Genomic DNA, 25,718 nt, shown 5'->3' on the forward strand with positions numbered 1-25,718 from the left:
TATGACTACTATGGATAAGAAAACGTTGTGTTTGTATTTCCAGGTGCATCAACCGATACGTTTAAGAAAATATCATTTTTTCGATATAGGCAAGAATAGCGATTATTACGACGATTTTGCCAATCGTACGATTACCCGTAAAGTGGCCGACCGTTGCTATTTACCGGCCAACCGGATGATGCTGGAGCTGATTCGGAAATACGGAAAGAATTTTAAAGTGAGCTTTTCTATCTCCGGAATGGTTATCGAACAATTCCGTGAATATGCCCCTGAGGTTATCGATAGTTTTAAAGAATTGGTGGCTACCGGATGTGTCGAAATATTGGCCGAAACTTATTCCCATTCCTTGGCTTCGCTGGTGGATGAAGGCGAATTTAAAAAACAGGTGAAACAACATGCTGATCTGATGAAAGAATTATTCGGGGTGAAACCGGTGACTTTCCGGAATACCGAACTGATCTATTCCGACGAGATTGGTGAGATGGTTGCCCGGATGGGATATAAAACGATGCTGACCGAAGGAGCACGGCATATCCTGGGGTGGAAGAGCCCGGATTATGTCTATACCAATTCGATTAATCCGAAATTGAAGCTGTTGCTGAAAAATTTCAGACTAAGCGACGATATCGCTTTCCGTTTTTCCGATAAAGGTTGGGATCAATGGCCGCTGACTGCCGATAAATATGCTTCCTGGCTGAATGCTGCCGACGGAGAGATTGTCAATCTTTTTATGGACTACGAAACTTTGGGAGAACACCAGGGAGGCGATACCGGGATTTTCGATTTTATAGCAGCTCTGCCGGCACAGATTTTTGCTTCTACCAATTTTGAATTTCTGACTCCTAAAGAGGCTGCCGCAAAACATCAACCGGTAGCTCCTTTGCATGTCCCTTACCCGATCTCATGGGCCGATGAAGAACGGGATGTCACTGCCTGGTTGGGAAATGAATTGCAGAATGAAGCTTTCGAGGAGCTTTATAAAATGAAAAATAAAGTCAATGCGCTCAAAGATCCGGTACTTACCCATGATTTCGATTGCTTACAGGCTAGTGACCATTTCTATTATATGTGCACCAAGCTATTTTCTGATGGAGCGATACACCAATATTTTACTCCCTACGACACTCCTTACGAGGCATTTATAAATTATATGAATGTGCTGAGCGATTTTATACGGAGGGTAGAAGAAGAAACGGACCGGAAGAAGACAAGACATCCGAAAGAAGAAAAAGAACCGAAAGAAACCCGGAAAGTAATCGAAGTCCCGGAAACTTCGAAGGAAGAAACTCCAAAGACCGGGAGTGAGAAGAAAAAAGCAAGAACGACGACCAAAAAGAAATAAGCTTTTCGGGCTAAGCCGGAAAAAGATCGGTATAATTAGTCCGTAAAGTTCTTCAGGTTACTCCTTCGTTGCTTCAAGTTCATAAAGTGTGTAGAACCTGCGGACGTCTTCTTTATGGGACTTTCGGGTCCGGTCGGCCGTAGAGAAAAGTGCCCGCAAGGTCCGGGGACTTAATAAACTTGATCGCTCATGAACTAAACCGATTCAGGAAAGGCATTGCAGGAACAATGAATTTCCTGAATTTTGATTTTTTAGGTTTTGATTATCAACTTTTTGGATAAAAATATGTACCTTCGGGGCTCATTTAACACACGCAAAAGTAATATGGATAACAATAAATTGAAGAATCCCGCTTACCTTTTTGAAGTAAGTTGGGAAGTTTGTAATAAAGTGGGGGGAATTCATACGGTGATTTCGACCAAAGCCCTCAATATGGAAAAAGAATACAGCAGTAGTCATATTTTAATCGGCCCCGATGTCTGGCGTTATACCGAACAGAATCCTGAATTTATCGACGATCCCCGTTTGTTCAGGTCCTGGCGGCAGAGAGCAGCCCAGGAAGGCTTGCGTATTAAAGTAGGACGGTGGAATGTGGCTGGAAAACCGATTGTCATCCTGGTTGATTTCAGTACGTTCATTACGCAGAAAGATGAAATTTTTGCTTCTTTTTGGGAAAAATATAAACTCGATTCGATTAGTGGTCAATGGGATTACATCGAACCGGCCCTGTTCGGATATGCAGCAGGGAAAGTGATCGAGAGCTTCGTTCGCTTTAATTCTTCTATCCGGCAGCGGATTATCGCCCAATTTCACGAATGGATGACGGGAGCCGGATTATTGTATTTGAAAAGTGCGATGCCTCAGGTGGGATGTGTATTTACCACTCATGCCACTGTGTTGGGCCGTTGTGTAGCCGGGAATAATCTACCCCTGTACAGTGAGATGAAAAATTATGTACCCGAAGAACTGGCACGTCGTTTCAATGTCATTTCCAAACAGTCTCTCGAGAAGACCGCAGCACATCAAGCCGATTGTTTCACTACGGTCAGTGAGATCACGGCTACCGAATGTGCTCATTTTCTGGATAAAGAAGTAGACCTGGTTACTCCCAATGGATTTGAGAATGTCTTTACGCCTTCCGAAGCCGAATGGGAAGGCAAACGAAAGGCCGGAAGAGAAAAATTTCTTCAGGTGGCACAGGCGATTTTGGGGCGTCCCGTAGCCGAAGACGCCTTGATCCTGGGTATCAGTGGACGGTACGAGTTTAAAAACAAAGGAATCGATGTCTTTATCGATGCCATGGGACAATTGAATCGTAACAACGGACTCGGTAAAGAGGTGTTGGCCTTTATTTTGGTACCTGCCGGACATGCCGGTGCAAACAAGGAATTGCTGCATAACCTGGAATTACCTTATCAGGCCGTTACCTCTACAGATCTTTATCTGACACATTATCTCAACGATAGTGCCAACGATCCGGTGATGAACCGTATCCGGGCACAAAAATTGCGTAATTCCGAGGAAGATAAAGTGAAGATCTTCTTCGTTCCCAGTTATCTGAATGGAGATGACGGGGTACTCAATATGCCTTACTATGATTTGCTGGTGGGGATGGATCTGACCGCTTTCCCGTCTTATTACGAGCCTTGGGGATATACTCCGCTCGAAAGTCTGGCGTTTAAAGTGCCTACCATTACGACCACTTTGGCCGGATTCGGACTGTGGGTGAAAGAACATTATAATATGAATCATCCCGGTATAGAAGTTATTCACCGCGAAGACGGTGATGCGTCCAATGTGGCTACGGCTATCGCCGAATGGGTAAAAAATTATACACAGGTCGGAGAAACTGAAATGCAGAAAGACCGGGACAATGCCAAAGATGTTTCCCGGATTGCACTTTGGGATAATCTGATCAATTATTATAAACAGGCTTATACGATCGCTTTGAACCAGGTCAGCGTACGCTTGAAAGACCTGCCTGCCAATATGAACGAATCGGTATCTTATATCGAAAAACAGCTCACGGTAAATAATCCCAGCTGGGTCAGTGTGATGATCCATCGCTCTATTCCCGAAAAACTGATCGCTCTGGAAGAATTATCCAAAAACCTTTGGTGGGCCTGGAATGAAGGTGCTCGTGAATTATTCCGGATGATCGATGTCGATAAATGGAGGGCTTGCGGTCACAATCCGATCATGTTGTTGGATTCGATTTCCCTGGCTCGTTATAAAGAACTGGAAAATGATGCCGGTTTCGTGCATAAACTTGAAGAAGTATATGCTCAGTTTAAAGCCTATATGGCAGCGAAAGAACATATGTCCGGGAATGGGGTTGCTTACTTCAGTATGGAGTATGGTTTGCATACTTCGTTGAAGATCTATTCCGGAGGATTGGGAATCCTGGCCGGTGACTACCTGAAAGAGGCCAGCGATAAAGGGACGAAGATTACGGCTGTCGGTTTATTGTATCGTTATGGTTATTTCACACAGAAATTATCTGCTATGGGTGATCAGGAAGCCGAATACGAAGCTCAGGATTTTATGAAGATCGCCGTAACCCCGGTACGTGACAAGGAAGGTAATTGGGAAACCATCAGTCTGGTATTCCCGGGACGGAATGTATATGCCCGGATTTGGAGGGTCGATGTCGGCCGGATAGAGCTCTATCTGCTGGATACCGATTTCGAAGATAACTTGCCCGAAGACCGGAGTATCACCCACCATCTGTATGGCGGAGATTGGGAAAACCGCTTGAAACAGGAACTTTTGCTCGGGTGTGGAGGTATTCAGGCCTTGCGAAAACTGGGTATCGAAGCTTCTACTTACCATTGCAATGAGGGACATGCTGCTTTCACCGGGCTGGAAAGATTGAAAGAATATATTACCGAGGAACGCCTGACTTTTGCCGAAGCGATCGAAGTGGTGCGGGCATCTTCTTTGTTTACGACTCATACACCTGTACCTGCAGGACATGATGCCTTTTCGGAAAATATGCTGCGTACTTACATCTCTCATTATGCCGATCGGCTGAAAATCTCCTGGGAACAGCTGTTGGGATTAGGAAAAATCAATGTCGCCGATCCGAATGAGAAATTCTCTATGAGCTTCCTTGCGGCTAATCTGGCTCAGGAAGTGAATGGGGTTAGCTGGTTGCACGGCGAAGTGAGTAAAGAGATTTTCAAAGGCATGTGGCCGGGATATATGGCCGAGGAGTTGCACATCAGTTATGTGACCAACGGGGTGCATTATCCGACTTGGGCGGCTCCCGAATGGAAGAAAATAGAAGAATCTTTGTTCGGTGAAGATTTTAAGAATCATCATTACGATAAGAAATGTTTCGAACAAATCTATACCGTTCCCGATGCTGTCGTATATGAGGTGCGTACCAAATTGCGTAAGCGCCTGATCGATCATGTAAAAGAATTGCTGAAAGACGAGGTGGCTGCCTCTTATTTCACTCCCCGGCAGGTGATTCAGATCCGTGAAACTTTGCGGGACGATATTCTGACCATAGGTTTTGCCCGGCGTTTCGCTACCTACAAGAGGGCTCACCTGTTGTTCCGTAACCTCGAACGCCTGGATGAAATCGTCAATAACCCCAAACATCCGGTGCAGTTTATCTTTGCCGGGAAAGCCCATCCTGCCGATAAAGCCGGACAGGACCTGATCAAACGGATTGTCGAGGTATCCAAATATCCGCAATTCCTGGGTAAGATCATCTTTCTGCCTAACTATGATATGGATCTGGCCAAGAAATTGGTACAAGGGGTTGATGTCTGGATGAATACGCCGACCCGGCCTCAGGAAGCTTCGGGTACCAGTGGCGAAAAGGCTGCTATGAACGGTGTTATGCATTTCTCCGTGCTCGACGGCTGGTGGGTCGAAGGATATCGTAAAGATGCCGGATGGATGTTGCCGATGGAAAGAACTTTCGAAAATCAGGCTATGCAGGATGAATTGGATTCTGAAATGATATATAACATTATCGACGATGAGATCGCTCCTCTGTTCTACGAACGGGATGCTAACGGATTATCGCCTAAATGGATCAGCTATATCAAAAATACTATTGCCAGGGTGGCTTCGAATTTTACGACCAACCGGATGCTGGAAGATTATGAAAAACAATATTATGTTTCGATGTCTGCCCGCTATCAGAAGATGATCGAAAATGATTTCGCCATGGCGGCAGAAATTGCCGAATGGAAAAAGAAAATTTCCCGCGAATGGGATAATATCGAGTTAGTCGGATTGGACCTGCCCAATCGTTCCAAACAGATCATCGCTTTGGGGAAATCTTATTACGGAGAGGTGAAACTCGAGATCGGCGAACTCAGTATGCATGAAGTAGGAGTTGAATTGGTGGCTGCCGAACAGAAAGACGGACGCCAGGTTATCCGCGAAAAACACGATTTTATCCCTGTTGAACAAGTGGGTAGTGTGGCCAGATACCGCATCGATGTGACTGCCGACTCTCCGGGATTGCTGATGCTGGCCATCCGTATCTACCCGAAAAGCGAATTACTGCCCCATCGCCAGGACTTTGCTTTGGTAAAATGGCTGTAAGCTGATCGTTCTTTTTTCAGTTATTAAAGTTAAAAAGGTTACAAGAGTTACAAGGGGGCAGAGGTTGAGCCATCTTTGTAACCTTTGTAACCTATTCCGGTAAATTTTGACAGAAAGAACCGTCCCGGAATCCCTTAATTTTATACTTTTGCACGACTAAAAATGAATCAGGGATGTTTTTGGAGAGTACTAATCGGGCCGGTTGGATAGAGGTGGTTTGCGGTTCTATGTTTTCCGGTAAGACGGAAGAGTTGATCCGGCGGTTGAAGCGGGCACAGTTTGCCCGGCAAAAGGTGGAAATATTTAAACCGAAAATCGATGTGCGTTATTCGGATGAAGATGTGGTATCGCATGACGCGAATACGATTCGTTGTACGCCGGTGGAAAATTCGGGTAATATTTTGTTATTGACCGGAGATGTCGATGTCGTCGGAATCGATGAAGCCCAATTTTTTGATTCTAATATAGTGTCGGTATGTAAAACATTGGCAGATAACGGTATCCGCGTAATAGTCGCTGGGCTGGATATGGATTATACCGGTAAACCTTTCGGGCCGATGCCTGATTTGATGGCTGTGGCCGAATATGTGACGAAAGTACATGCGATCTGTGTCCGTTGCGGGAATTTGGCCCATCATTCCCATCGTCTGTCGGATAATGATAAATTGGTGATGCTGGGAGAAAAGCACGATTATGAACCGATATGCCGGCATTGTTTTAACGAATTAATGAAAAAAGAGCACCAATAACCGGTTGGGCTGCCGAAAATGGGGGACAGAAAAAATGTTTTCTATAAAATAATCCCTTGTTTTAATTATATTTATAAATATCCTTTATTTTTGTTTTCGGAAACAAACAGAAAGAAAGTGGATGGCGCTAAATGAACAGGAAATATTAAGAGGGGTAAATCAAAAGGATTTAAAAGCGTGGGAAACGCTGTATGCCTCTTATTATGCAGCCCTTTGTTCATATGCCGATGGTATTGTAAAAGATTCCGATACGGCTCAGGATATCGTTCAGGATACTTTGATCAGGATCTGGAATTCCGACCGGACCTTTCCGGATATCAAAGAATTGACCTGGTATTTATATCGCTCGACCTACAACAATGCCCTGTTCTATCTTCGTACCCAGGCTTCCCGTCAGAATATTTTACGTAAGATGGTAGCGGAGGAGGTTGAATTACCCGACGAACAATTCGCTTTAACCGGACGGGAAGAATTGATCCGCCAACTCTATGTCTATATAGAAGATCTGCCCGAAGAAAGAAAAAAAATACTTTTGATGAGTATTCAGGGACATTCGGGAAATGAGATTGCCGATCTGCTCGGAATCAGTATTAATACGGTAAAAACCCAAAAGAACCGGGGATTCAAGTATTTGCGTGAAAAGTTAAAAGATTCGGTTTTGTTATTTCTGTTGTAATTGTCTGTTCAGATAGCTGTTTTATATTGAGTTTATAAAATCTGTCGGTGCTATATTTAAGAATAATAAACATATCGTCGGTTCCGAGCATCCCTCCCGGCATATGATTATGTTTCATCACAGTGAAGGCATGCCGGGCTTCGGTTTTCTTCAAAAGTCCTTTCATGTAAGCCGTTACGATCAGGTTGGTTGCCGGACATCCCGACTGACAGAGCCTTCCAGTTCTGCCGGACTTCGGCATTCCTGGGGAGAGGAGAAGACTTCTATTTCTGAAAGTCCCAGGGTAGGTCGTCACCCTCGGTGACTTCGAATCTCAGGCGTTTGGTAGTTTTGGGGGCGAATTCGACGACTTTAACTGTCCCGTCGTTGGAGATCGTGTTGACAGACAGTCGGTTACCGTCATCGAAATGAATGGTAATACCTGCTGTATGAATTTGTTGTGAAGGTTTGTAATACAAATGGATGCGATTGATATTCCGTGGAGTATCCCATTCGAGTTTTATCCGGGGATAGTCGATCGAGCCGTAAAATGAAACCAATAGTCCGGTATATTGCTGTTGTAGTCTTGACACTATTGAACTGAAGTTTATAAAATGTGTAAAGTCAAAAGACCTTGCGGACATTTGTTTACGTTTGCAGGTGCGATCGACTGGAATAAAGTTTAGTTAATTATTGGAAGGACATTACCGGACTTTATAAGCTAAATAAAAATTTAATGGTGCAGGGGGATTATATTGGACTGCTATCACTATATTTGCATGCATTAAAAATTGTGAAGACTTACCTATGAAATCGGGATTGATATATGAATAAGGTTGGGTGGATTCAGAAAGTTATCGTTTTGTCGGGTATGGTGATGGTTGGGGTGGTTGCGTCTGTTTTCGGGCAGACGGAGGATAGTTTGGCTAATAGGCTGCCCCGTCGGTTCGTTCATGGCCTGGGAGTAGAAGCAAGACCCGAATATGTTTTTCCTACTCATCCTTTTTTGAGGGGAGAAAATCCGGAGCGGAAACTGATTCGCGGAGCTTTTTCTACTCATTTTAAATATGCGCTTCATTATCAGCCCGGAAGTATTTACGATCGGATTTATGGGAATGTTTATCAGGGAATCGGATTGGGCTGTTATTCGTTTGGAGAATCCCGGCAAATCGGTAATCCTGTTGCCTTTTATCTGTTTCAGGGAGCACGTATCGCCCGGATTTGTCCATGGCTGTCGTTTAACTACGAATGGAATTTCGGATTGTCTGGCGGCTGGAAACCCTATGATGAACAGTATAATTCTTACAATAAGATGGTGGGATCGAAGATCAATGCTTATCTCAATGCTAATTTTTATCTGTGTTGGGCACTTTCTCCCCGTTTAAGTCTGACTTCGGGAGTCACTTTGACCCATTTTTCAAATGGAAATACAAGTTTCCCCAATGCAGGGGTGAATACCCTTGGGGGAAAACTCGGTGTAGAATATAATTTTTACCGGAAAGAAGATCTGACCTCTTTACATGCAGCCGCTTCTTATCATATTCCTCCTTTTCAGCGGCATGTCAGTTATGATTTTGTATTTTTCGGTTCATGGCGGCGGAAAGGAATCTGGATGCAGGAGGGGCAATATCCGTTACCCGAGTCTTATCCGGTTTTTGGATTTAATTTTGCCCCTATGTATAACGTCGACTATAAACTTCGGCTAGGTGTTTCTTTGGATGGAGTATATGATGGAAGTGCAAATTTGTATCTTTCCGATGAGGTATATGGAGACATCGATAAGTCACAAATCAGGCGGCCTGCTCTTTATAATCAATTTGCCCTGGGCATGTCGGGGCGGGTAGAGTATGTCATGCCTTTTTTTACCGTAGGGATCGGTATGGGTACTAATTTTATCGGAAAAGGCGATCTGAGGGCTTTTTATCAAATGTTGACTTTGAAAATAGCCATGTCACGGGATACTTTTTTACATGTGGGTTATAACCTCCAGAAATTTCACGACCCCAATTTCCTGATGTTGGGAATCGGTTTCCGTTTCAACAGTAAATATGCCGCATTTTAAATTTTTACCCGGGACCATTGTTATCGCATAACTGAAAACTATCGTAAAAATTGCTCCTGATTATAGATTAGATTTTTTCTCGATAGTTAATGATGAACTAAAAAGAAATTGGCAACTTTAACAATTTTCTTTGTTTTATCACTTAACTTTGTAAGTGAAACTGGATTATTGTATCCGGACAACAATAAAAAAACATGTTGGTTTTATAATAAATCCATATCATAAAACAACTTATTATATAGAATACATGTCAATATGGAACAGGTTTATAGGACTCAGAAATGCTGAGGATTCCATCAGTAATAAGAAAATATCTGTACAATATAATGCCCTACGTTATGCCATAGTAGATGTTGAAATTGGTTTGGAAGATTACAAAATTCATGATATTGGGGCACTTCGCTATGATGGTGCAGTATATCATAAAGTTTCGAAAGAGGAACTTTTTGAATTTTTTAGTGACGTAGATTATATTTGTGGTCACAATATTATTCATCACGATGCTAAATATCTGTTCACGGATAAAACATGTCGTTGGCTTTTAGTTGATACACTTTACATCTCACCGCTATTATTCCCGGAACGCCCATACCATAGGCTGTTGAAAGACGACAAACTCATGAGCGAACAGATAAATAATCCGGTGAATGATTGCGAAAAAGCCAAAGATTTACTGTTGGACGAAATAGCACGCTGGAAGTCGTTTCCGGAGGGAAAATGCAGACTATTTGCCTCGCTGCTAAAGGACAAGAAAGAATTTGAAGGATTTCTCAGTATGGTAGGGGCAGAGTATCTCAATGAGGGATTGACCGAAGTAATAAGGGACCTTTACAAGGGGAAAATTTGTGGGCATGCAGACCTTGTTATGCTGGTCAAAGAATATCCTTGCGAATTGGCATACGCATTGGCTCTGATCGACACGACCGACCAACGTTCCGTTACTCCCGGATGGGTACTTCACCATTATCCTAAAGTGGAATTTGTGCTAAAACTCCTGCGTCATACCAGCTGTAAGGAAGGTTGTGATTATTGTAATACCCAACTGAACGTGCTTTATAATTTAAAAGCATTCTTTAGGTATGAACAATTCCGGACATATGAAGGAGAACCACTCCAGGAACAAGCTGCTCAGGCAGCGGTGAAAGGCATGTCGTTATTAGCGATATTTCCTACCGGTGGGGGAAAATCGCTTACTTTCCAACTGCCCGCACTTATGGCCGGCAATTCTGTGCATGGGCTTACGGTTGTGATCTCTCCTTTGCAGTCGCTGATGAAGGACCAGGTAGATAACCTTGCCGATAGAGGTATTACCGATGCGGTAACCATTAACGGTTTGTTGGACCCCATTACCAGAGCACTGGCCATACAGAGAGTACGGGATGGAGAAGCCTCACTTCTATACATATCTCCGGAAATGCTTCGCTCTAAAACTATCGGGAGAATATTATTGGCACGCCATATTGTGAGATTTGTGATAGACGAAGCACATTGTTTTTCTTCATGGGGACAGGATTTCCGGGTGGATTATCTCTATATAGGAAAATTTATCCGGGAATACCAGCAAAAGAAAGGAAGTAGAAATCCGATACCGGTATCCTGTTTCACTGCTACGGCTAAACAGAAAGTAGTGCAGGACATTTGTGACTATTTCAAGCAAACGTTGAATTTGGATTTGCGGTTGTTTGCATCGACGGCCTCAAGGATCAATCTGCATTACTCTGTCATCCATGCCGAAACGGATGAAGATAAATATTTAAAACTGAGGGGACTGGTGGCAGAATCTGATTGTCCGGCCATCGTTTATGTATCCCGTACCGGACGTACGAAAGAGCTGGCTACCAAATTAACTCGTGACGGTTATAAGGCATTGCCTTTCAATGGCAAGATGGAAACTGACGAAAAGATTGACAACCAGGATGCATTTATGAATGACCAGGTTCGCATCATTGTGGCCACATCAGCTTTTGGCATGGGAGTCGATAAGAAAGATGTCGGTTTGGTGGTGCACTACGATATTTCGGATTCTCTGGAGAATTATGTGCAGGAAGCAGGGAGAGCCGGGCGCGACCCTAACCTCAGTGCCCGTTGCTATGTGCTTTATGGTGACAATGATTTGGATAAGCATTTTATATTACTGAATCAGACAAAGCTAAGTATCAGCGAAATACAACAGGTATGGAAAGCTGTAAAAGACCTTACCCGGCGACGCATGAGAGTGAGTTGTTCTGCATTGGAAATAGCCCGGCAGGCAGGATGGGACGATTCGGTATCCGACATCGAAACCCGTGTACGGACAGCTTTAGCAGCTTTGGAACAAAGTGGATACCTGATAAGAGGAAACAATGTGCCTCAGGTATATGCTACAGGTATCACGGTGAGAAACATGGATGAAGCGAGGATGCGTATATCAAAGTCACAGCTATTTGGCAGGGATGAAATAGAAAAGACTGTCCGAATCATCAAGTCACTGATTTCACAGAAGTACATTGCCAAGGCTCAGGATGCAGAGGCAGAATCGCGGGTGGATTATCTGGCAGATATTTTGGGGCTAAGTAAGAAGGAAGTCGTATCGGTTGTGGAGCGAATGCGCCAGGAAGGTATATTGGCAGATAGTAAGGATATATCTGCCTATTTGCTGGATGCCGGTGACTCGAAACGAAAATCAACGATCCTCCTCGAACGTTTTGCAAAACTTGAAAAATACATCCTTAACCGTATTCCTGACGAAGCTTTACGGATATCCTGCAAGCAGCTGAATGAGGATGCAATGAACGACGGAATCGATACCTCCAGGGAAAAGGATATCCGGACACTGCTCTACTTCCTTGCTATCAAGGGATATATCCGTAAAAAAGAAGATGCCCTCCGCAATATGGAAATCAGCCGTCAGACAGGTAGGGAAACAACCCTTAATCGTTTTGAAAAACGATTGGAAATTAGTCGTTTAACTTTGGAGTGGCTATATCAGTTAGTTGCTGCTACGAAAAAAGGAAATTCAGAAAAACAGGTAGTTCAATTCTCTGTGGTAGAACTTCTTAATCAGATAATATTAGGTCCTCACGCCTTGTTCACTAAACTCGACAATGTACAGTTGGAAGAGGTGGAGGAGGCGCTTTTGTATCTCTCAAAAATCGGTGCGCTCAAACTTGAAGGCGGTTTTTTGGTTCTTTACAATGCCATGGATATCCAAAGAATAAAGGACAATAAATCGAGATATAAGTTGGATGACTACCGAATGCTGAATGAATTCTACAAGCAGAAGATTCAGCAAGTTCATATCGTGGGTGAGTATGCCAATTTGATGGTGAAGGATTATAATGCAGCTTTGCAATATGTGCGGGACTATTTCCAAATGGACTATAAGAAATTTATCACGAAATATTTCAAAGGGGACAGGGTAAATGAAATACAGCGTAATCTGACGCCGAAGAAATATCGACAATTATTCGGTCAGTTGTCCAAATGCCAGATGGAGATTATTTCCGATAAGGATTCTCGTTGCATTGTTGTCGCAGCAGGGCCCGGCAGTGGAAAAACACGTGTGTTGGTTCACAAACTCGCATCCCTTTTATTACTCGAAGATGTAAAGCATGAGCAACTTTTGATGTTGACATTTTCAAGAGCAGCCGCTACGGAGTTCAAACAGAGACTTATGGAATTGATAGGTAACGCTGCCCACTTTGTCGAGATAAAGACATTTCATTCTTATTGCTTTGATCTCATGGGGCGGATAGGTAACCTTGAAGCGGTTAGGGACGTTGTTGCCGAAGCTGCCGGGATGATAAATCAGGGGGAGGTGGAACCCAACAAAATCGGTAAAACAGTGTTGGTCATAGATGAGGCTCAGGATATGGGTGTTGCAGAATATACACTGGTGAAGGCTCTTATGGCTAGTAATGAGGAAATGCGTGTAATAGCGGTGGGGGATGATGACCAGAATATTTATGAATTCCGTGGGTCGGATTCCGGCTACATGTATCGGTTAGTACAAGAGCCCGGCAGTAAGTTTATCGAGATGACCGAGAATTATCGCAGTGCGCGCCATCCGGTAGATTTCGCCAACAAATTTGTGAAAGTCTTGGGTAAAAGAATGAAAAGCACGCCGATTATCTCGATGAGAAAAGAGAACGGTTGGGTGAGGGTGACGCGCCATGAATCAAAATATATGTATCAGCCACTTGTAAAGGAATTGGTTCGCTATCGCGGGAATGGAACTATGTGTGTACTCACCCAGACAAATGAAGAGGCTGTAATTTTGATGGCTCTTTTGCGGAAATGGGGGATTGACAGCAAGTTGATACAATCGATGGACGGTTTCCTCTTTTGGAACATGGTCGAAATGAGATATTTTCTGAGGTATATAGACAAACGGGTGAAAACACCCCTGATCCCTGAAGAATTATGGGAAAATGCAAAATATGCTACCTTTTCCGCTTACGATAGAAGCCAGAGTCTGGCGTATGTGAAGCGTTGTGTAGAGCTGTTTGAACAAACCAATAAAACAAAATACGTTAGCGACTTCAAAGAATTTGTATTTGAGTCGTCGGTGGAAGATTTCTGCGATACTTCGGGTGCAGACGTTGTGGTATCGACTATTCATAAAGCCAAGGGGAGAGAGTTTGATGACGTATATATGCTCATTGCTGACCATTATGTGAAAGATGATCAGCTGATGCGTCGGTACTATGTGGGGATGACCCGTGCAAAAAATCGGCTGTTTGTACATACGAATGGGGACAGCTTTAATCAGGTAAGTGCAGATGAGTATCTTATCGACCCGGAAGAATATACTATGCCTGAAGAAATAGTGTTGCAACTTTCTCATAAAGATGTCAATCTGAGATTCTTTAAGGAACTTAAGCGGGAGGTACTGACCTTAAGGGGAGGAGATGTTTTGAAGTATAAAGATTCCATTTTGTACGACACTTTGACCCATAAACCGGTGGCGAAGTTGTCACAAAACATGCAGAAAACCTTGTCGGAATGGAAAGAAAGAGGCTATGAAGTAAAATCTGCATCCGTTCGGTTCATCGTGGCATGGAAGCCTAAGGACGCACCGAAAGACGAACCGGAAACTGCTGTTCTGTTGCCTGATTTATTACTGAATACTATTATATCCTAATAATTCTGCAAGTGTTATTACTTGTTCACGTTTGGTACGCCTATCAACACGCCTCTATTTTACTGAACATTGGGGTATTTATTTCTAAAACTACAGCTTGTTGATGTTGCAACAACCCTTGTTCGTCTCTCAACTCTCTAATTTTTGGGGATAACATATTTGTTTCTTTTCTTTTGTATTATCAAGTAATAAGTTTAATTGAGCTTGGAGTTCCTCTCGATTAGGAAGACGTTGCTGATAGCGTATCGCAAAAAGTTGGTTGTCTATACCTTGAAGGGCATATTCCATCAACAGCTTATCCTTCTTCGTTCCCAAAACAATACCAACCGGTGAATTATCGTCTGGCTGACAGATTGCGTTTTCAAAGTAATTTAGGTAGAGATTCATCTGGCCTATATCACCATGCTTAATTTCTACACGTTTCAAATCAATCAAGACATAGTACTTTAGAATTGCGTGATAGAACACTAAATCAACTTTGAAACGTCTGGCACCAATCGGTACGCCAATAAAGGCATCTGTCTGATTCCAATAGGAATTGCTCAATGTTGGTCTTCGAAGCTTTTTCTAGTTCCGTCTCTTTGTAACGCTTATGCTGAGGTATTTCTACAAATTCAAGAACGTACGGGTCGTGAATAATGTTGGCTGGAGTTAGTACCTCATATCCCTCATTGGCAGGAGCAAGTACACCTTCTTTGTTTGTGCTGAGCGCAAGTCACTGGAATAGTGACGAGTTGATCTGGCGTTTCAGTTCTCTGACCTTCCAACTTTCCTTGATACACTCCTTCATATAGAACTGCAACTCCATAGGATCCTCACACTTGAGTAATTCAAAGTAATGGCTCCACGGCAACTAGTGAAATAGCGTCTCACTTTTTGGAAAAGTCAAATACAGTTTGCGCATGTATTTTGCTCAAGATAAAATTTAAGTGCGCCTTGCAACTCCGCTGGTTCCTGAAACACAATTGTCTGAATTTCATATCGCAAATTAGTAGACGTTCTCAAGGGTATATGATAAAAATCAGTAAATAACGAAAAATTGAGCAATATTTAGTAAAACAAAAAGGAGTGCAACTTATTGGGTAACACTCCTTTTCTTATTTATCGTTTCAGATAGTTACTATCTTACTTCACTTCCTCAAAGTCAACATCGGTGACTTCCTGGTCTTTTCCGCCATTGTTCGGCTGACCGGCATTCGGGTTACCCTGAGGACCTTGCTGTGCACCGCCCTGCTGTTGTTGAGCCTGAGCGTTGTACATTTCCTGTGAAGCAGCCTGAAAGACACTGTTCAGTTTGTCGATGGCGCTGTTGATGCGGGCGACATCCTGAGCTTTATGAGCTTCTTTCAGTTCTTGCAGAGCAGATTCGATCGGCGCCTTCTTGTCGGCCGGCAATTTGTCTCCGAACTCTTTCAGTTGTTTTTCGGTCTGGAAGATCATAGAGTCTGCTTTATTGATCGTATCGACCTTTTCTTTTTCTTGCTGGTCGGAGGCTGCATTAGCAGCTGCTTCGTCTTTCATCCGTTTGATTTCGGCATCGGACAGACCGGAAGAAGCTTCGATCCGGATAGATTGCTCTTTACCGGTGGCTTTATCTTTGGCTGAAACATTCAGGATACCGTTGGCGTCGATATCGAAAGTGACTTCGATCTGAGGTACTCCACGCGGTGCTGGCGGAATGCTGTCCAAATGGAAGCGGCCGATCGTTTTATTGTCGCGGGCCATCGGACGTTCACCCTGTAAGATATGGATTTCTACAGAAGGCTGGTTGTCAGCTGCCGTAGAGAATACTTCCGATTTTTTAGTCGGGATGGTCGTGTTGGCTTCGATCAGTTTGGTCATTACACCGCCCAGTGTTTCGATTCCCAATGACAGCGGAGTAACGTCCAGCAACAAGACGTCTTTTACTTCTCCGGTCAGTACACCTCCCTGGATAGCTGCCCCTACCGCTACTACTTCGTCCGGGTTAACACCTTTCGAAGGAGCTTTTCCGAAGAATTCCTGTACTTTCTGCTGAACGGCAGGGATACGGGTTGAACCACCAACCAGAATCACTTCGTCGATATCGGAAGCTTTCATGTTGGCATCTTGCAGGGCTTTCCGACAGGGTTCGATCGTTGCCTGGATCAGACTGTCGCATAATTGTTCGAACTGAGCACGGGTCAGCGTACGTACCAGATGCTTTGGAATTCCGTTGACCGGGAATATGTACGGCAGATTGATTTCTGTAGAAGTTGAACTGGACAATTCGATTTTTGCCTTTTCAGCAGCTTCTTTCAACCGTTGGTGAGCCATCGGGTCTTTACGGATGTCTACCCCTTCGTCTTTCTGGAATTCGTCAGCCAGCCAGTTGATGATCTTATCGTCGAAATCATCCCCACCTAAATGGGTATCTCCATTAGTCGATTTTACTTCGAATACCCCGTCACCCAATTCCAGAATGGAGATATCGAATGTACCACCCCCGAGGTCGAATACTGCGATTTTCTGATCCTGGGACTTTTTATCCAAACCATATGCCAAAGCGGCAGCTGTCGGTTCATTGATGATACGTTTTACAGTCAAACCTGCAATTTCTCCTGCTTCTTTCGTTGCCTGGCGCTGTGCATCGTTGAAATAAGCCGGAACGGTGATGACTGCTTCAGATACTTCCTGACCCAGATAATCTTCTGCCGTTTTCTTCATTTTCTGCAAAATCATGGCAGAAATTTCCTGTGGGGAATACTGACGATTGTCGATCACTACCCGGGGAGTATTGTTGTCACCTCTCACCACTTCATAAGCTACTCGTTTGATTTCGTTCTGTACCTGATCGAAACTTTCACCCATGAAACGTTTGATCGAGTATATCGTTTTTTTCGGATTGGTGATAGCCTGACGTTTGGCTGGATCACCTACTTTCCGTTCGCCGTTGTCTACAAAAGCTACAATTGAAGGGGTAGTACGCCGACCTTCACTGTTTGGTATTACTACCGGTTCGTTACCTTCCATTACAGCAACGCATGAGTTGGTAGTTCCTAAGTCAATTCCTATAATCTTTCCCATAATGTTAATGTATTTTATTTACTTACTTACTATTCGTTTTTACCTATTATTCGTTTTCGGTGTGTCTGAGGTTTTGATTCAAACACATTTATTTTTTATCAAATGGCATGCCAGTGCTTTTCTCCGGATTATTTTTGTAAAAATGGCGGTTTTTTTATAAAAATGGTGAAGGGGTATGGCAGGAAAAACTGTCAGAACGGCAGTTGCCGGCCCGGTAAATCTGTTACATAAACAAAAAAGTAGTATTTATACCCAACTTCGGCTATTAGAAATAACTTATTTTTGTAAGTTGTAAATAGTAATAAAGTGAAGACACTAGAAATGACTGATTATGTACTTGAATCCCGATGTTGTGGGACAAAGTTTGCAGATGAAAAATGGGAGTTGGATTGCCCGAATCGGGATGGCGCAGCTTTGATTTTTGCCAACTATGCAAAGAAACAACTGGAGGTGAAAGAAAATCTTCCGGGATTGTATAAATATTCCGATTGGTTACCTGTTTGTCGGACACTGGACGGTTCCGGAGCGCCTGTCACATACAAAAGTGAAGGGCTGGCCGGCGAATTGGGATTGTCGGATTTGTATATCACTTTTAACGGGTATTGGCCTGAAAAGGGAGCTCTGATGAAGACAGGGGCTTTCAAGGAATGTGAGGCTTATGCGGTTTGTGCCCGGATCAATGACTTGAACGATAAAGTGATGGTGGTGGCTTCGGCCGGTAATACCGCTCGGGCTTTTGCACGGGTTTGTTCCGAAAATAATATTCCTTTGTTACTATGTATTCCGCAGGATTGTATCGATGCCATGTGGTCGGCTAAACCGTTGAATCCTTGTGTGAAATTGGTCGCTACCGAAAGAGGAAGCGATTATTTCGATGCTATTTACCTGTCGAATATTATTTGTGAATTAGATAAGTTTTATCCGGAAGGAGGAGCGAAAAACGTTGCCCGGCGCGATGGAATGGGGACGACAGTACTTTCTGCCGTTACCACGATCGGACGGATTCCGGATTATTATTTTCAGGCTGTCGGAAGCGGAACAGGGGCGATCGCTGCCTGGGAGGCAAACAAACGGTTTATCGTAGATGGTCGTTACGGAAATAACCTGATGAAATTGATGGTGTCACAAAATATTCCGTTTACTCCGATGTATGATGCCTGGAAGGCCGGATCGCGGGCTCTTTTGCCGGTTGACGATACGGTTGCCCGTAAGCAGGCAGAAGAAATATGTGCTAAAGTACTTTCTAACCGTAAACCTCCTTATTCGTTGAAAGGAGGATTGTTCGACGCGCTTACCGAAACCGGCGGAGATATGTTTGCCATATCGAATGAAGAGGCGATGGAAGGTATGGTCTTGTTCGAACGCACTGAAGGGATCGATATCGAACCGGCCGCAGGAGTTGCAGTGGCTTCCCTGAAGCAAGCCATTCGTACCGGAGCTGTCGAAACCGATGCTGTGATTATGCTGAATATTACAGGCGGAGGTATCGCAAAATTTAAAAAAGAAAATAAAGTGGTTTATAAACAGCCCGATTGTGTCTTTGCACTCGATACAGATCCCGATACAATTAAAGAAACTGTGATGGAATTGTTTATTTGATCCTGCCGGAGGAGAAAACCGATTAAAGTTTTTTCCCTTAAACAGGATCGTGGTAGAATGGAATAGGTTTATAAAGTCCGTAAAGTGCCCTGGCACCTGTGGGGCTTCTTTTTAGTTGCAGAGGTTCGGAGAGTTACTGTGGTTTTAGAGGTTAAGTCTAACTGCTGTAACTTTTCGAACCTCTGTAATGATTTAAATGTCGATCTTTTTTCTGGCCAACTTTGTAACCTCGTTATTGTACACTACAGGTATTGAATTTTGTTTTATCTTTGCTGCATAAATCATACATAGGTCATGAAACACAGGAATAATCTGAAACGATTTTTGTATTTGGATTTTTATTACTCGGTTTTGCGCCGGGATTGGCGGATTTCCACTTTTCTTTCCGATCTTGTTTTGAAAACAGTGGCTGTTGTCATTGTCTCGATCGATCGTTTTATTAAAGATGCTTCGATGATCTCAGCTTCTGCTTTAACATTTTATTCTACGCTTTCTTTTATTCCTGTCGTTGCCCTGATTTTAGCTATCGCCCGTGGATTCGGTGCTGCAAAGGCATTCGAAGATTGGCTCAAAGAGCAATCTTATACCAATCCCGATGTGATGCAATGGGTGATGAATATTGCGAATAAAGCCTTGGATAATACGCAGGGAGGTGTGATTGCAGGTTTTGGTATTGTTTTACTCCTCTGGTCGGTTATCCGGATGCTTTCCAGTACCGAACTGGCTATGAACCGGATTTGGGGGGTGAAGAAGGGACGGAGTCTGGTAAAAAAATTTACCGATTACATGTCGATTCTGTTTATCGCTCCGATCCTGGTCGTATTGATCAGTAGTATGAATGTTTTTATGATGGCTAATTTGCAGGAATATGCCATGGACGAAGGATTATTGAGTTATGCCAGTGCTGCTTTGAAAGCTATTCTGACTTTGATACCCTATATCTTGGTATGGTTTCTTTTCGTATTTCTTTATATGTTCATGCCCACTACACCTGTGAAATTCAAATATGCTTTGGTGGCCGGTATTGTTGCCGGTACTGTTTTTCAAATTGTACAATGGTTCTATTTGCGTTTCCAGATCGGTGTGAGCTCGTATAATGCGATTTATGGTGGATTGGCCGCTTTGCCTCTTTTATTGGTGTGGTTACAGTTGAGTTGGAGTATCGTTTTGTGGGGGACGGAGCTGTGTTATATTATGCGCAACCGCCATTTCTTGTACCGGAATGCAATGAATGCGGATAATAAATGGGTGGATAACGTTGAAGTGACGTTGCGGATGTTGCGATATATTTCCGATTTGTATATTCATGGACAAGGAAGTCCTACGCTGGCTATGGTTTGTAAAAGACTCCGAATGAGTTCCAGTAAAGTCAGAGTAATCCTACAGGAATTGGTAGATCATAAAATCCTGGTCGAAGTAAAAGAAGACGATGATGTTTCTTATTTCCCGGCAGTGGATTTTCATCGTCTTTCTGTGGCGGATATTATTAATCGCTTATCTCATTTGGATCAGAATAAAGGTGAAGAATGGAAAGTCAGATTGGTTGGGGCAGTCAGACAGGAATTCGGTCAGGATACCTTTGCTTGAGCCTGATTTGCTCTCCTGAGCGAATGCTATTTTTTTCGGTCTGTTTGGTACTTATATTTTTTTTGAGTAATTTGGCTCAAAATTTAGAAATATGAGAAGAAAGATAGAGTTAGAGTACATTTTTTCGTCTTCTGTAAAAGTCTTGTTTTCTCGTTTAAGTACCCCTGCCGGTTTATCGGAATGGTTTGCAGATGACGTATTCCAAAAAGGTAATCAGTTTATTTTTATATGGAATGGTAGTGAGCAGCCGGCTACGCTCGTAGAATTGAAAAGTAATGCCGTGGTGAGGTTTCGGTGGGATGATGCAGAAGAGGAAGATGAATATTTTGAATTTAATATACATGTGGAGCCCTTGACCGGAGATGTAGCGCTGATTATTACCGATTTTGCCGATGAAGACGAAGTCAACGATACGATAGAGTTATGGAATAAACAAATGGATATCCTGCACCGGAACCTGGGGGCCTGATCTATACGGTTTTTGATGACCAGAGAGAGAGTATTGTAAACAAAAAAACGTACCTTTGTACCTGTTTTGAAGATTTTGATAATGTACAGGTTACTTATTGGCAAATGAAGAAACTACATATATTTATGCTCAAAAGCTTTATCGGGCCTTTTGTAGCTACTTTTTTCATCAGTATGTTCGTCTTGATTATGCAGTTTCTTTGGCGTATGATAGACGAAATCGTAGGAAAAGGATTAGAGTTTACGGTAATTGCCGAGTTATTGATTTATGTGGCGACCACTTTGGTACCCATGGCATTGCCGTTGGCAGTATTGCTTTCATCGATCATGACCTTCGGAAGTTTGGGAGAAAATTATGAGTTGATCGCCTTAAAATCAGCAGGTATTTCTCTCTACCGGATTATGAAACCTTTGATTATCCTGATTATATGCCTCACAGTATTCGCTTTTGTCTTTTCGAACAATATCCTTCCGGTGGCGAACCTTAAATTTTATAGCCTGCTTTACGATATCCGGAAACAAAAACCGGAGATGTCGTTTAAAGAAGGGATCTTTACGAACGATTTGGAAGGATATAGTATTAAAATCGATAAGATCAATAAAGAAACCGGCATGATGTATAACATGCTGATATACGAACATAAGGACGGTTCCGGGAATTATGATGTTACCAAAGCCGATTCCGGGATGATGATCAGTGATGCAAAAAGTAATCTGATGGAACTGGTCTTGTATAATGGCCATTCTTATACAGATGAGGGAATGAAGAATCCCAGTTCCCGTAAAACATTTCCTTTCAGAAGATTAAAGTTCGATAAGGAAACCGTATTGATCGAATTGCCGGGAACTGACCTGAAACGAAGCGACGAAGACGGATTTCGTTCTTATTCGATGATGCTGAATCTCAAACAATTGAGTCATTCGATCGATTCGGCACGAGCTGCATTGAAAGTGAGAAAAGCAGGAGATACGAAGAAATTATTGGCGAATAATTATCAAAGAAGCAAAAGTCCCAGTCCGCAACGGGATAGTATACTGGCCGATCAAAGCCGGGGAAAGTTCAGTGATCCCGACAGCCTTTTTACTGCTTTTGATATTGAAGAACAACGTCGGGCGGTCGATAATGCCCTGCAATATGCCAGAGAGGTAAAACAACGGAACCAGGACGATCTTCATTATTATGTGGCTCAGCAAGAGAATGTAATAAAGAGTCAATTGGAATGGCATCGTAAATTCACCTTATCTTTTGCCTGCTTTATTTTTTTCTTTATCGGTGCTCCTCTGGGGGCTATTATCCGGAAAGGGGGATTAGGAATGCCGGTGGTGGTTTCCGTGCTTTTGTTTATCATCTATTATATTATTTCGATGATGGGAGAAAGGTCGGCCAGGGAGGCTGTTATCTCTCCGGCTGCCGGGATGTGGATTTCTGCCTTTATTCTGTTGCCTTTGGGAATTATACTGACTTATAAATCCGTGACCGATTCCGAGATGATGAATACAGAAGCTTACACAAGAGTCTTTAAGAAATTGATTGCCTTTATAAAAAAGAAGAAAAATGCCAAGTCATAAGTTGCGTATCGTCTATATGGGTACTCCCGATTTTGCTGTCCTGCCCTTGAAAAGAATTATAGAGGCTGGATTTCAGGTTGTCGGAGTCGTTACTAATCCTGATAAACCGGCCGGTAGAGGACAACAGCTTCAGGAATCCGCAGTTAAAAAATACGCCCGGGAAATCGGCCTGAAGATTCTGCAACCCGAGAAATTCAGGGATCCCGATTTTTTACAGGCGCTGGCAGAGCTAAAAGCCGATTTGCAATTAGTTGTGGCATTTAAGATGTTGCCCGAAGTGGTTTGGAATATGCCTCCCTTAGGGACGGTGAATCTGCATGCTTCTCTGCTGCCGGATTACCGGGGAGCGGCACCGATAAACCGGGCCGTAATGAATGGGGAAACCTGCTCCGGGGTGACGACTTTCCTTTTAAAGCAGGAGATAGATACCGGCAATATTATTTTTCAGGAAAAGGTGGAAATCGGCGAGGAGATGACCGCTGGAGAATTGCATGACGAACTGATGGAGAAAGGGGCGGACTTGTTGCTGAAAACCGTGCAGGCGATGGAGGCAGGGGACTATCCGTTGACCGACCAGTGTGGATTGCTGCGGGGGCGCGAAGCGGTACTCGCTCCGAAGATATTCAAAGAAGACATGAAAATCCGTTGGAACGGGAAACTGGAAACCATCTGTAACCATATCCGGGGCTTGTCGCCTTTTCCCGGGGCATGGACGGAATTACAGGCTGTCGGGAAGGATAGCGGAGTGTTGACACTTAAAATATTTAAAGCCGCCAGGATACGGCAGAGCCATAATCTGCCCGCGGGGGAAGTCCGTACCGATGGAAAAACCTTTTTTGATGTATATGTGGAGGGAGGTATCGTTCGTGTGCTGGAGTTGCAGTTGTCAGGAAAAAAAAGAATGCGGACGGAGGACTTTCTGAGGGGATTCCGGTTGGAAGACTATCGGTTAGTGTGGTAAAGCGAACGATAGTGCCGGAAATATGGATGCAAGTCGGATATTGGAAGCGGTAAACGAGAAGAAGGAGGAACTTTGGCAGGAAGTTTTCGGCTGCTATTACGCGGCTTTATGCTCTTATGCCGGGCGTTTGGTGCAGGACCCGGTCATTGCCGAAGATTTGGTGCAGGACATTTTGTTGTATGTTTGGAACGGAGAACGAAAATTTCTTCAGATAGACGAGCTGACCAATTACCTTTACCGGGCTGTTTATAATCGGTCGATGATGTGGTTACGCCGCGAAAAGTGTAAATCCAGGCATCTGAACCGGTTGATGCTGGAAAACGATCCGGAATCCGATGAAATGTTTATGGCGACTGTCCGTGAAGAGTTGCTCCGGCAATTGTATCTTTATATTGATGAATTGCCGTCCGAACAGCGTAAGGTCATCCGGCTGAGCATAGATGGATTGTCCGTCAATGAAATTGCCGAAAAGTTGGGCATATCCGTCAACACGGTAAAAACCCATAAAAAGCGTAGCTTTAAACAATTGCGCGGGAAAATGAGAGGGGACGCCAGCGTGTTCTGGTTGGCGTTTTTCTTGTCTTGAAAACTTAAATAATATCCCTCCTTATAAAATACCTTCTTTTTCAAAAAAAATCAGTTTTCTTGTCACCCTTTTTCATTTGTTATGCACAATAGGTATAAAAATGAAAAAATAATGGATAAAAGTGTTGAAAAAACGGTGACTTTATTTCGGAAATCCTATGCGGGAAGACTCACGGCAGATGAGCGGGCGGAGATGGTGCGTTTGTTGGAGGATGAAAATATGCGGCGGTTGTATGAGGAGGTGGGGGATGATGAGTACCTGATAGGAGAATTCCGGCGGTATGCCGGTTGGGAACCTGTACGGGGTTACCGGAAGTTCCGGAAGAACATGCGGCGGCAAAGCATCCGAAAGAATCTCATTCGTTTGTCGGTGGCGGCCAGTCTGCTCATGGCCTTAGGCGCCGTATGGCTGCTGGTGGAGCGGGACAGGCCGGAAGACTGCGTGAAAATGGCGGAAACCGTGGTGGAACCGGGTACCTGCCGGGCATTTCTGCAATTAAGCAGTGGTGAACGGATTGTTTTGGAAAAATCGGGACAACGGGATTTGCAGGAAACGGCCGGGAGTATCCGGATAGATTCGGGTAAAGTGGTTTATTCCGCCCCGGTGGCGTCGCAGCCGGAAAACGTGGTTTACAATACCTTGTCCGTACCCCATGGCGGAGAGTATCGTTTATTGCTTGCTGACGGCACTGCCGTGCATCTGAATGCCGGGTCGGAACTTCGCTATCCGGTGGCTTTTGCGGCGGCGGAAAGGAAAGTCTATCTGAAAGGCGAGGCCTGGTTTGAAGTGGCGAAAGATACGGGACGGCCGTTTTATGTGGAAACAGACGAGGTGAGTATCCGGGTGTATGGCACTGCTTTTAATGTGAATACCCATGGCCTCCGGGCAACGGAAACGGTATTGGTGGAGGGAGAAATCGGTATCTCCGGAAAGGGAAGTACCGGAGAGCGGCGGATGCGTCCGGGGCAGTTGGCCGCTTGCGACCATCATAGCGGGGAAATCACTTTCCGGGAAGTGGATATCCGGAAGTACACCGCCTGGAAAAACGGGGAATTTTGCTTTAACGACGACACCCTGGAGGAGATTCTCGAAGAGTTGGGACGCTGGTATGATGTAAAGGTAATTTTCCGGTCAGCCGGGAAAAAAGACATCCGGTTCTCGGGCCATCTGAAACGATATGAAAATATCCAAAAGATTCTCGGAGCCATTTCGGAATCCACAGGAATCGTTTTTCACATCAGCGATCGTATGATTATAGTGGAATAAAATAAGAGAAGTGTGGGGACACTTCCCTTATCCAGATAAGTTTGCAATAAAACGGATGACAGCCGTTTTGTTGCTATGTTTAATCTTCAATTACAAATTTATGAAAAAGAAATCAGAATGCCTCGGTATTTATCATTA

The 25,718-nt window shown here is 43.8% G+C and carries 17 protein-coding genes and 1 pseudogene; 13 read left to right on the forward strand and 5 right to left on the reverse strand.

Going from position 1 to position 25,718, the window contains the following annotated elements; translation table 11 throughout:
• The first annotated feature begins 10 nt into the window (after positions 1-10).
• The 4 genes from WS42_RS04175 to WS42_RS04190 all read left to right on the forward strand — a co-directional run bounded on the left by WS42_RS04175 (position 11) and on the right by WS42_RS04190 (position 7,336).
• Positions 11-1,342: a glycoside hydrolase family 57 protein gene (locus tag WS42_RS04175; protein WP_022160106.1), complete on the forward strand. Its 1,332-nt coding sequence runs from the start codon at positions 11-13 to the stop codon at positions 1,340-1,342.
• A gap of 324 nt (positions 1,343-1,666) precedes the next feature.
• Entirely contained in the window at positions 1,667-5,911 is a 4,245-nt protein-coding gene (gene glgP / locus WS42_RS04180) for an alpha-glucan family phosphorylase (RefSeq protein ID WP_046450773.1), read from the forward strand.
• Positions 5,912-6,084: 173 nt separating this feature from the next.
• The gene (locus WS42_RS04185) at positions 6,085-6,660 is read left to right on the forward strand and encodes a thymidine kinase (protein WP_013610642.1); all 576 of its coding nucleotides are present in this window, start codon (positions 6,085-6,087) and stop codon (positions 6,658-6,660) included.
• Positions 6,661-6,781: 121 nt separating this feature from the next.
• Complete coding sequence (locus tag WS42_RS04190; protein WP_046450774.1) at positions 6,782-7,336, forward strand: RNA polymerase sigma-70 factor; 555 nt, start codon at positions 6,782-6,784, stop codon at positions 7,334-7,336.
• 263 nt (positions 7,337-7,599) lie between these two features.
• On the opposite strand, the gene WS42_RS04195 is transcribed toward WS42_RS04190, so the two are convergent.
• Complete coding sequence (locus WS42_RS04195) at positions 7,600-7,908, reverse strand: DUF7402 domain-containing protein (protein ID WP_140398573.1); 309 nt, start codon at positions 7,906-7,908, stop codon at positions 7,600-7,602.
• 278 nt (positions 7,909-8,186) lie between these two features.
• Here WS42_RS04195 and WS42_RS04200 point away from each other — a divergent pair, with 278 nt between their 5' ends.
• Both WS42_RS04200 and WS42_RS04205 read left to right on the forward strand, forming a co-directional pair.
• Positions 8,187-9,377, forward strand: a complete 1,191-nt coding sequence (locus WS42_RS04200; protein ID WP_229053094.1) for an acyloxyacyl hydrolase — start codon at positions 8,187-8,189, stop codon at positions 9,375-9,377.
• Positions 9,378-9,624: 247 nt separating this feature from the next.
• Positions 9,625-14,499, forward strand: coding sequence for a RecQ family ATP-dependent DNA helicase (locus tag WS42_RS04205; protein WP_046450776.1), 4,875 nt, complete (start codon positions 9,625-9,627; stop codon positions 14,497-14,499).
• A 3-nt stretch (positions 14,500-14,502) separates the two neighbouring features.
• On the opposite strand, the pseudogene WS42_RS15300 reads toward WS42_RS04205, so the two are convergent.
• The 4 genes and pseudogenes from WS42_RS15300 to dnaK form a co-directional block, all read right to left on the reverse strand.
• Positions 14,503-14,656, reverse strand: a pseudogene (locus WS42_RS15300) (helix-turn-helix domain-containing protein); the annotation flags it as partial.
• A complete protein-coding gene (locus tag WS42_RS15305) occupies positions 14,629-14,967 on the reverse strand; it encodes a PDDEXK nuclease domain-containing protein (protein ID WP_233434044.1) in 339 nt (112 codons plus the stop codon). The gene WS42_RS15305 and the pseudogene WS42_RS15300, both read right to left, overlap by 28 nt.
• 247 nt (positions 14,968-15,214) lie before the next feature.
• Positions 15,215-15,307 carry a hypothetical protein gene (locus WS42_RS15310; protein WP_229032401.1) on the reverse strand — a complete coding sequence of 31 codons (93 nt, stop codon included), beginning with the start codon at positions 15,305-15,307 and terminating at the stop codon, positions 15,215-15,217.
• A 317-nt stretch (positions 15,308-15,624) separates the two neighbouring features.
• The gene (gene dnaK / locus WS42_RS04215; protein ID WP_013610648.1) at positions 15,625-17,544 is read right to left on the reverse strand and encodes a molecular chaperone DnaK; all 1,920 of its coding nucleotides are present in this window, start codon (positions 17,542-17,544) and stop codon (positions 15,625-15,627) included.
• A 321-nt stretch (positions 17,545-17,865) separates the two neighbouring features.
• On the opposite strand from dnaK, the gene WS42_RS04220 reads away from it, so the two are divergent.
• From WS42_RS04220 to WS42_RS04250, 7 genes are all read left to right on the forward strand, one after another.
• Positions 17,866-19,143 (forward strand): cysteate synthase, encoded by a 1,278-nt coding sequence (locus tag WS42_RS04220; RefSeq protein ID WP_013610650.1) that lies wholly within the window; start codon positions 17,866-17,868, stop codon positions 19,141-19,143.
• A gap of 294 nt (positions 19,144-19,437) precedes the next feature.
• Complete coding sequence (locus WS42_RS04225; protein WP_013610651.1) at positions 19,438-20,730, forward strand: YihY/virulence factor BrkB family protein; 1,293 nt, start codon at positions 19,438-19,440, stop codon at positions 20,728-20,730.
• A 91-nt stretch (positions 20,731-20,821) separates the two neighbouring features.
• Positions 20,822-21,199, forward strand: coding sequence for an START-like domain-containing protein (locus WS42_RS04230; protein WP_013610652.1), 378 nt, complete (start codon positions 20,822-20,824; stop codon positions 21,197-21,199).
• A 104-nt stretch (positions 21,200-21,303) separates the two neighbouring features.
• Positions 21,304-22,767: an LptF/LptG family permease gene (locus tag WS42_RS04235; RefSeq protein WP_013610653.1), complete on the forward strand. Its 1,464-nt coding sequence runs from the start codon at positions 21,304-21,306 to the stop codon at positions 22,765-22,767.
• Positions 22,754-23,728 carry a methionyl-tRNA formyltransferase gene (gene fmt, locus WS42_RS04240; protein WP_046450777.1) on the forward strand — a complete coding sequence of 325 codons (975 nt, stop codon included), beginning with the start codon at positions 22,754-22,756 and terminating at the stop codon, positions 23,726-23,728. The genes WS42_RS04235 and fmt overlap by 14 nt, the downstream gene beginning before the upstream one ends.
• A 22-nt stretch (positions 23,729-23,750) precedes the next feature.
• Entirely contained in the window at positions 23,751-24,314 is a 564-nt protein-coding gene (locus WS42_RS04245; protein WP_013610655.1) for an RNA polymerase sigma factor, read from the forward strand.
• Positions 24,315-24,425: 111 nt separating this feature from the next.
• The gene (locus tag WS42_RS04250) at positions 24,426-25,580 is read left to right on the forward strand and encodes a FecR family protein (RefSeq protein ID WP_162610077.1); all 1,155 of its coding nucleotides are present in this window, start codon (positions 24,426-24,428) and stop codon (positions 25,578-25,580) included.
• Positions 25,581-25,718: the final 138 nt, after the last annotated feature.

It is taken from the genome of Odoribacter sp. N54.MGS-14, assembly GCF_000980295.1.
GTDB lineage: Bacteria > Bacteroidota > Bacteroidia > Bacteroidales > Marinifilaceae > Odoribacter > Odoribacter splanchnicus.

What these genes read in the sequence shown, in the direction of transcription:
- WS42_RS04175 (WP_022160106.1), top strand. Translation starts at nt 11, where the DNA reads ATGGATAAGAAAACGTTGTGTTTGTATTTCCAGGTGCATCAACCGATA.
- glgP (WP_046450773.1), top strand. Translation starts at nt 1,667, where the DNA reads ATGGATAACAATAAATTGAAGAATCCCGCTTACCTTTTTGAAGTAAGT.
- WS42_RS04185 (WP_013610642.1), top strand. Translation starts at nt 6,085, where the DNA reads ATGTTTTTGGAGAGTACTAATCGGGCCGGTTGGATAGAGGTGGTTTGC.
- WS42_RS04190 (WP_046450774.1), top strand. Translation starts at nt 6,782, where the DNA reads ATGGCGCTAAATGAACAGGAAATATTAAGAGGGGTAAATCAAAAGGAT.
- WS42_RS04200 (WP_229053094.1), top strand. Translation starts at nt 8,187, where the DNA reads ATGGTGATGGTTGGGGTGGTTGCGTCTGTTTTCGGGCAGACGGAGGAT.
- WS42_RS04205 (WP_046450776.1), top strand. Translation starts at nt 9,625, where the DNA reads ATGTCAATATGGAACAGGTTTATAGGACTCAGAAATGCTGAGGATTCC.
- WS42_RS15310 (WP_229032401.1), bottom strand. Translation starts at nt 15,307, where the DNA reads ATGGAGTTGCAGTTCTATATGAAGGAGTGTATCAAGGAAAGTTGGAAG.
- dnaK (WP_013610648.1), bottom strand. Translation starts at nt 17,544, where the DNA reads ATGGGAAAGATTATAGGAATTGACTTAGGAACTACCAACTCATGCGTT.
- WS42_RS04220 (WP_013610650.1), top strand. Translation starts at nt 17,866, where the DNA reads ATGACTGATTATGTACTTGAATCCCGATGTTGTGGGACAAAGTTTGCA.
- WS42_RS04225 (WP_013610651.1), top strand. Translation starts at nt 19,438, where the DNA reads ATGAAACACAGGAATAATCTGAAACGATTTTTGTATTTGGATTTTTAT.
- WS42_RS04230 (WP_013610652.1), top strand. Translation starts at nt 20,822, where the DNA reads ATGAGAAGAAAGATAGAGTTAGAGTACATTTTTTCGTCTTCTGTAAAA.
- WS42_RS04235 (WP_013610653.1), top strand. Translation starts at nt 21,304, where the DNA reads ATGAAGAAACTACATATATTTATGCTCAAAAGCTTTATCGGGCCTTTT.
- fmt (WP_046450777.1), top strand. Translation starts at nt 22,754, where the DNA reads ATGCCAAGTCATAAGTTGCGTATCGTCTATATGGGTACTCCCGATTTT.
- WS42_RS04245 (WP_013610655.1), top strand. Translation starts at nt 23,751, where the DNA reads ATGGATGCAAGTCGGATATTGGAAGCGGTAAACGAGAAGAAGGAGGAA.
- WS42_RS04250 (WP_162610077.1), top strand. Translation starts at nt 24,426, where the DNA reads ATGGATAAAAGTGTTGAAAAAACGGTGACTTTATTTCGGAAATCCTAT.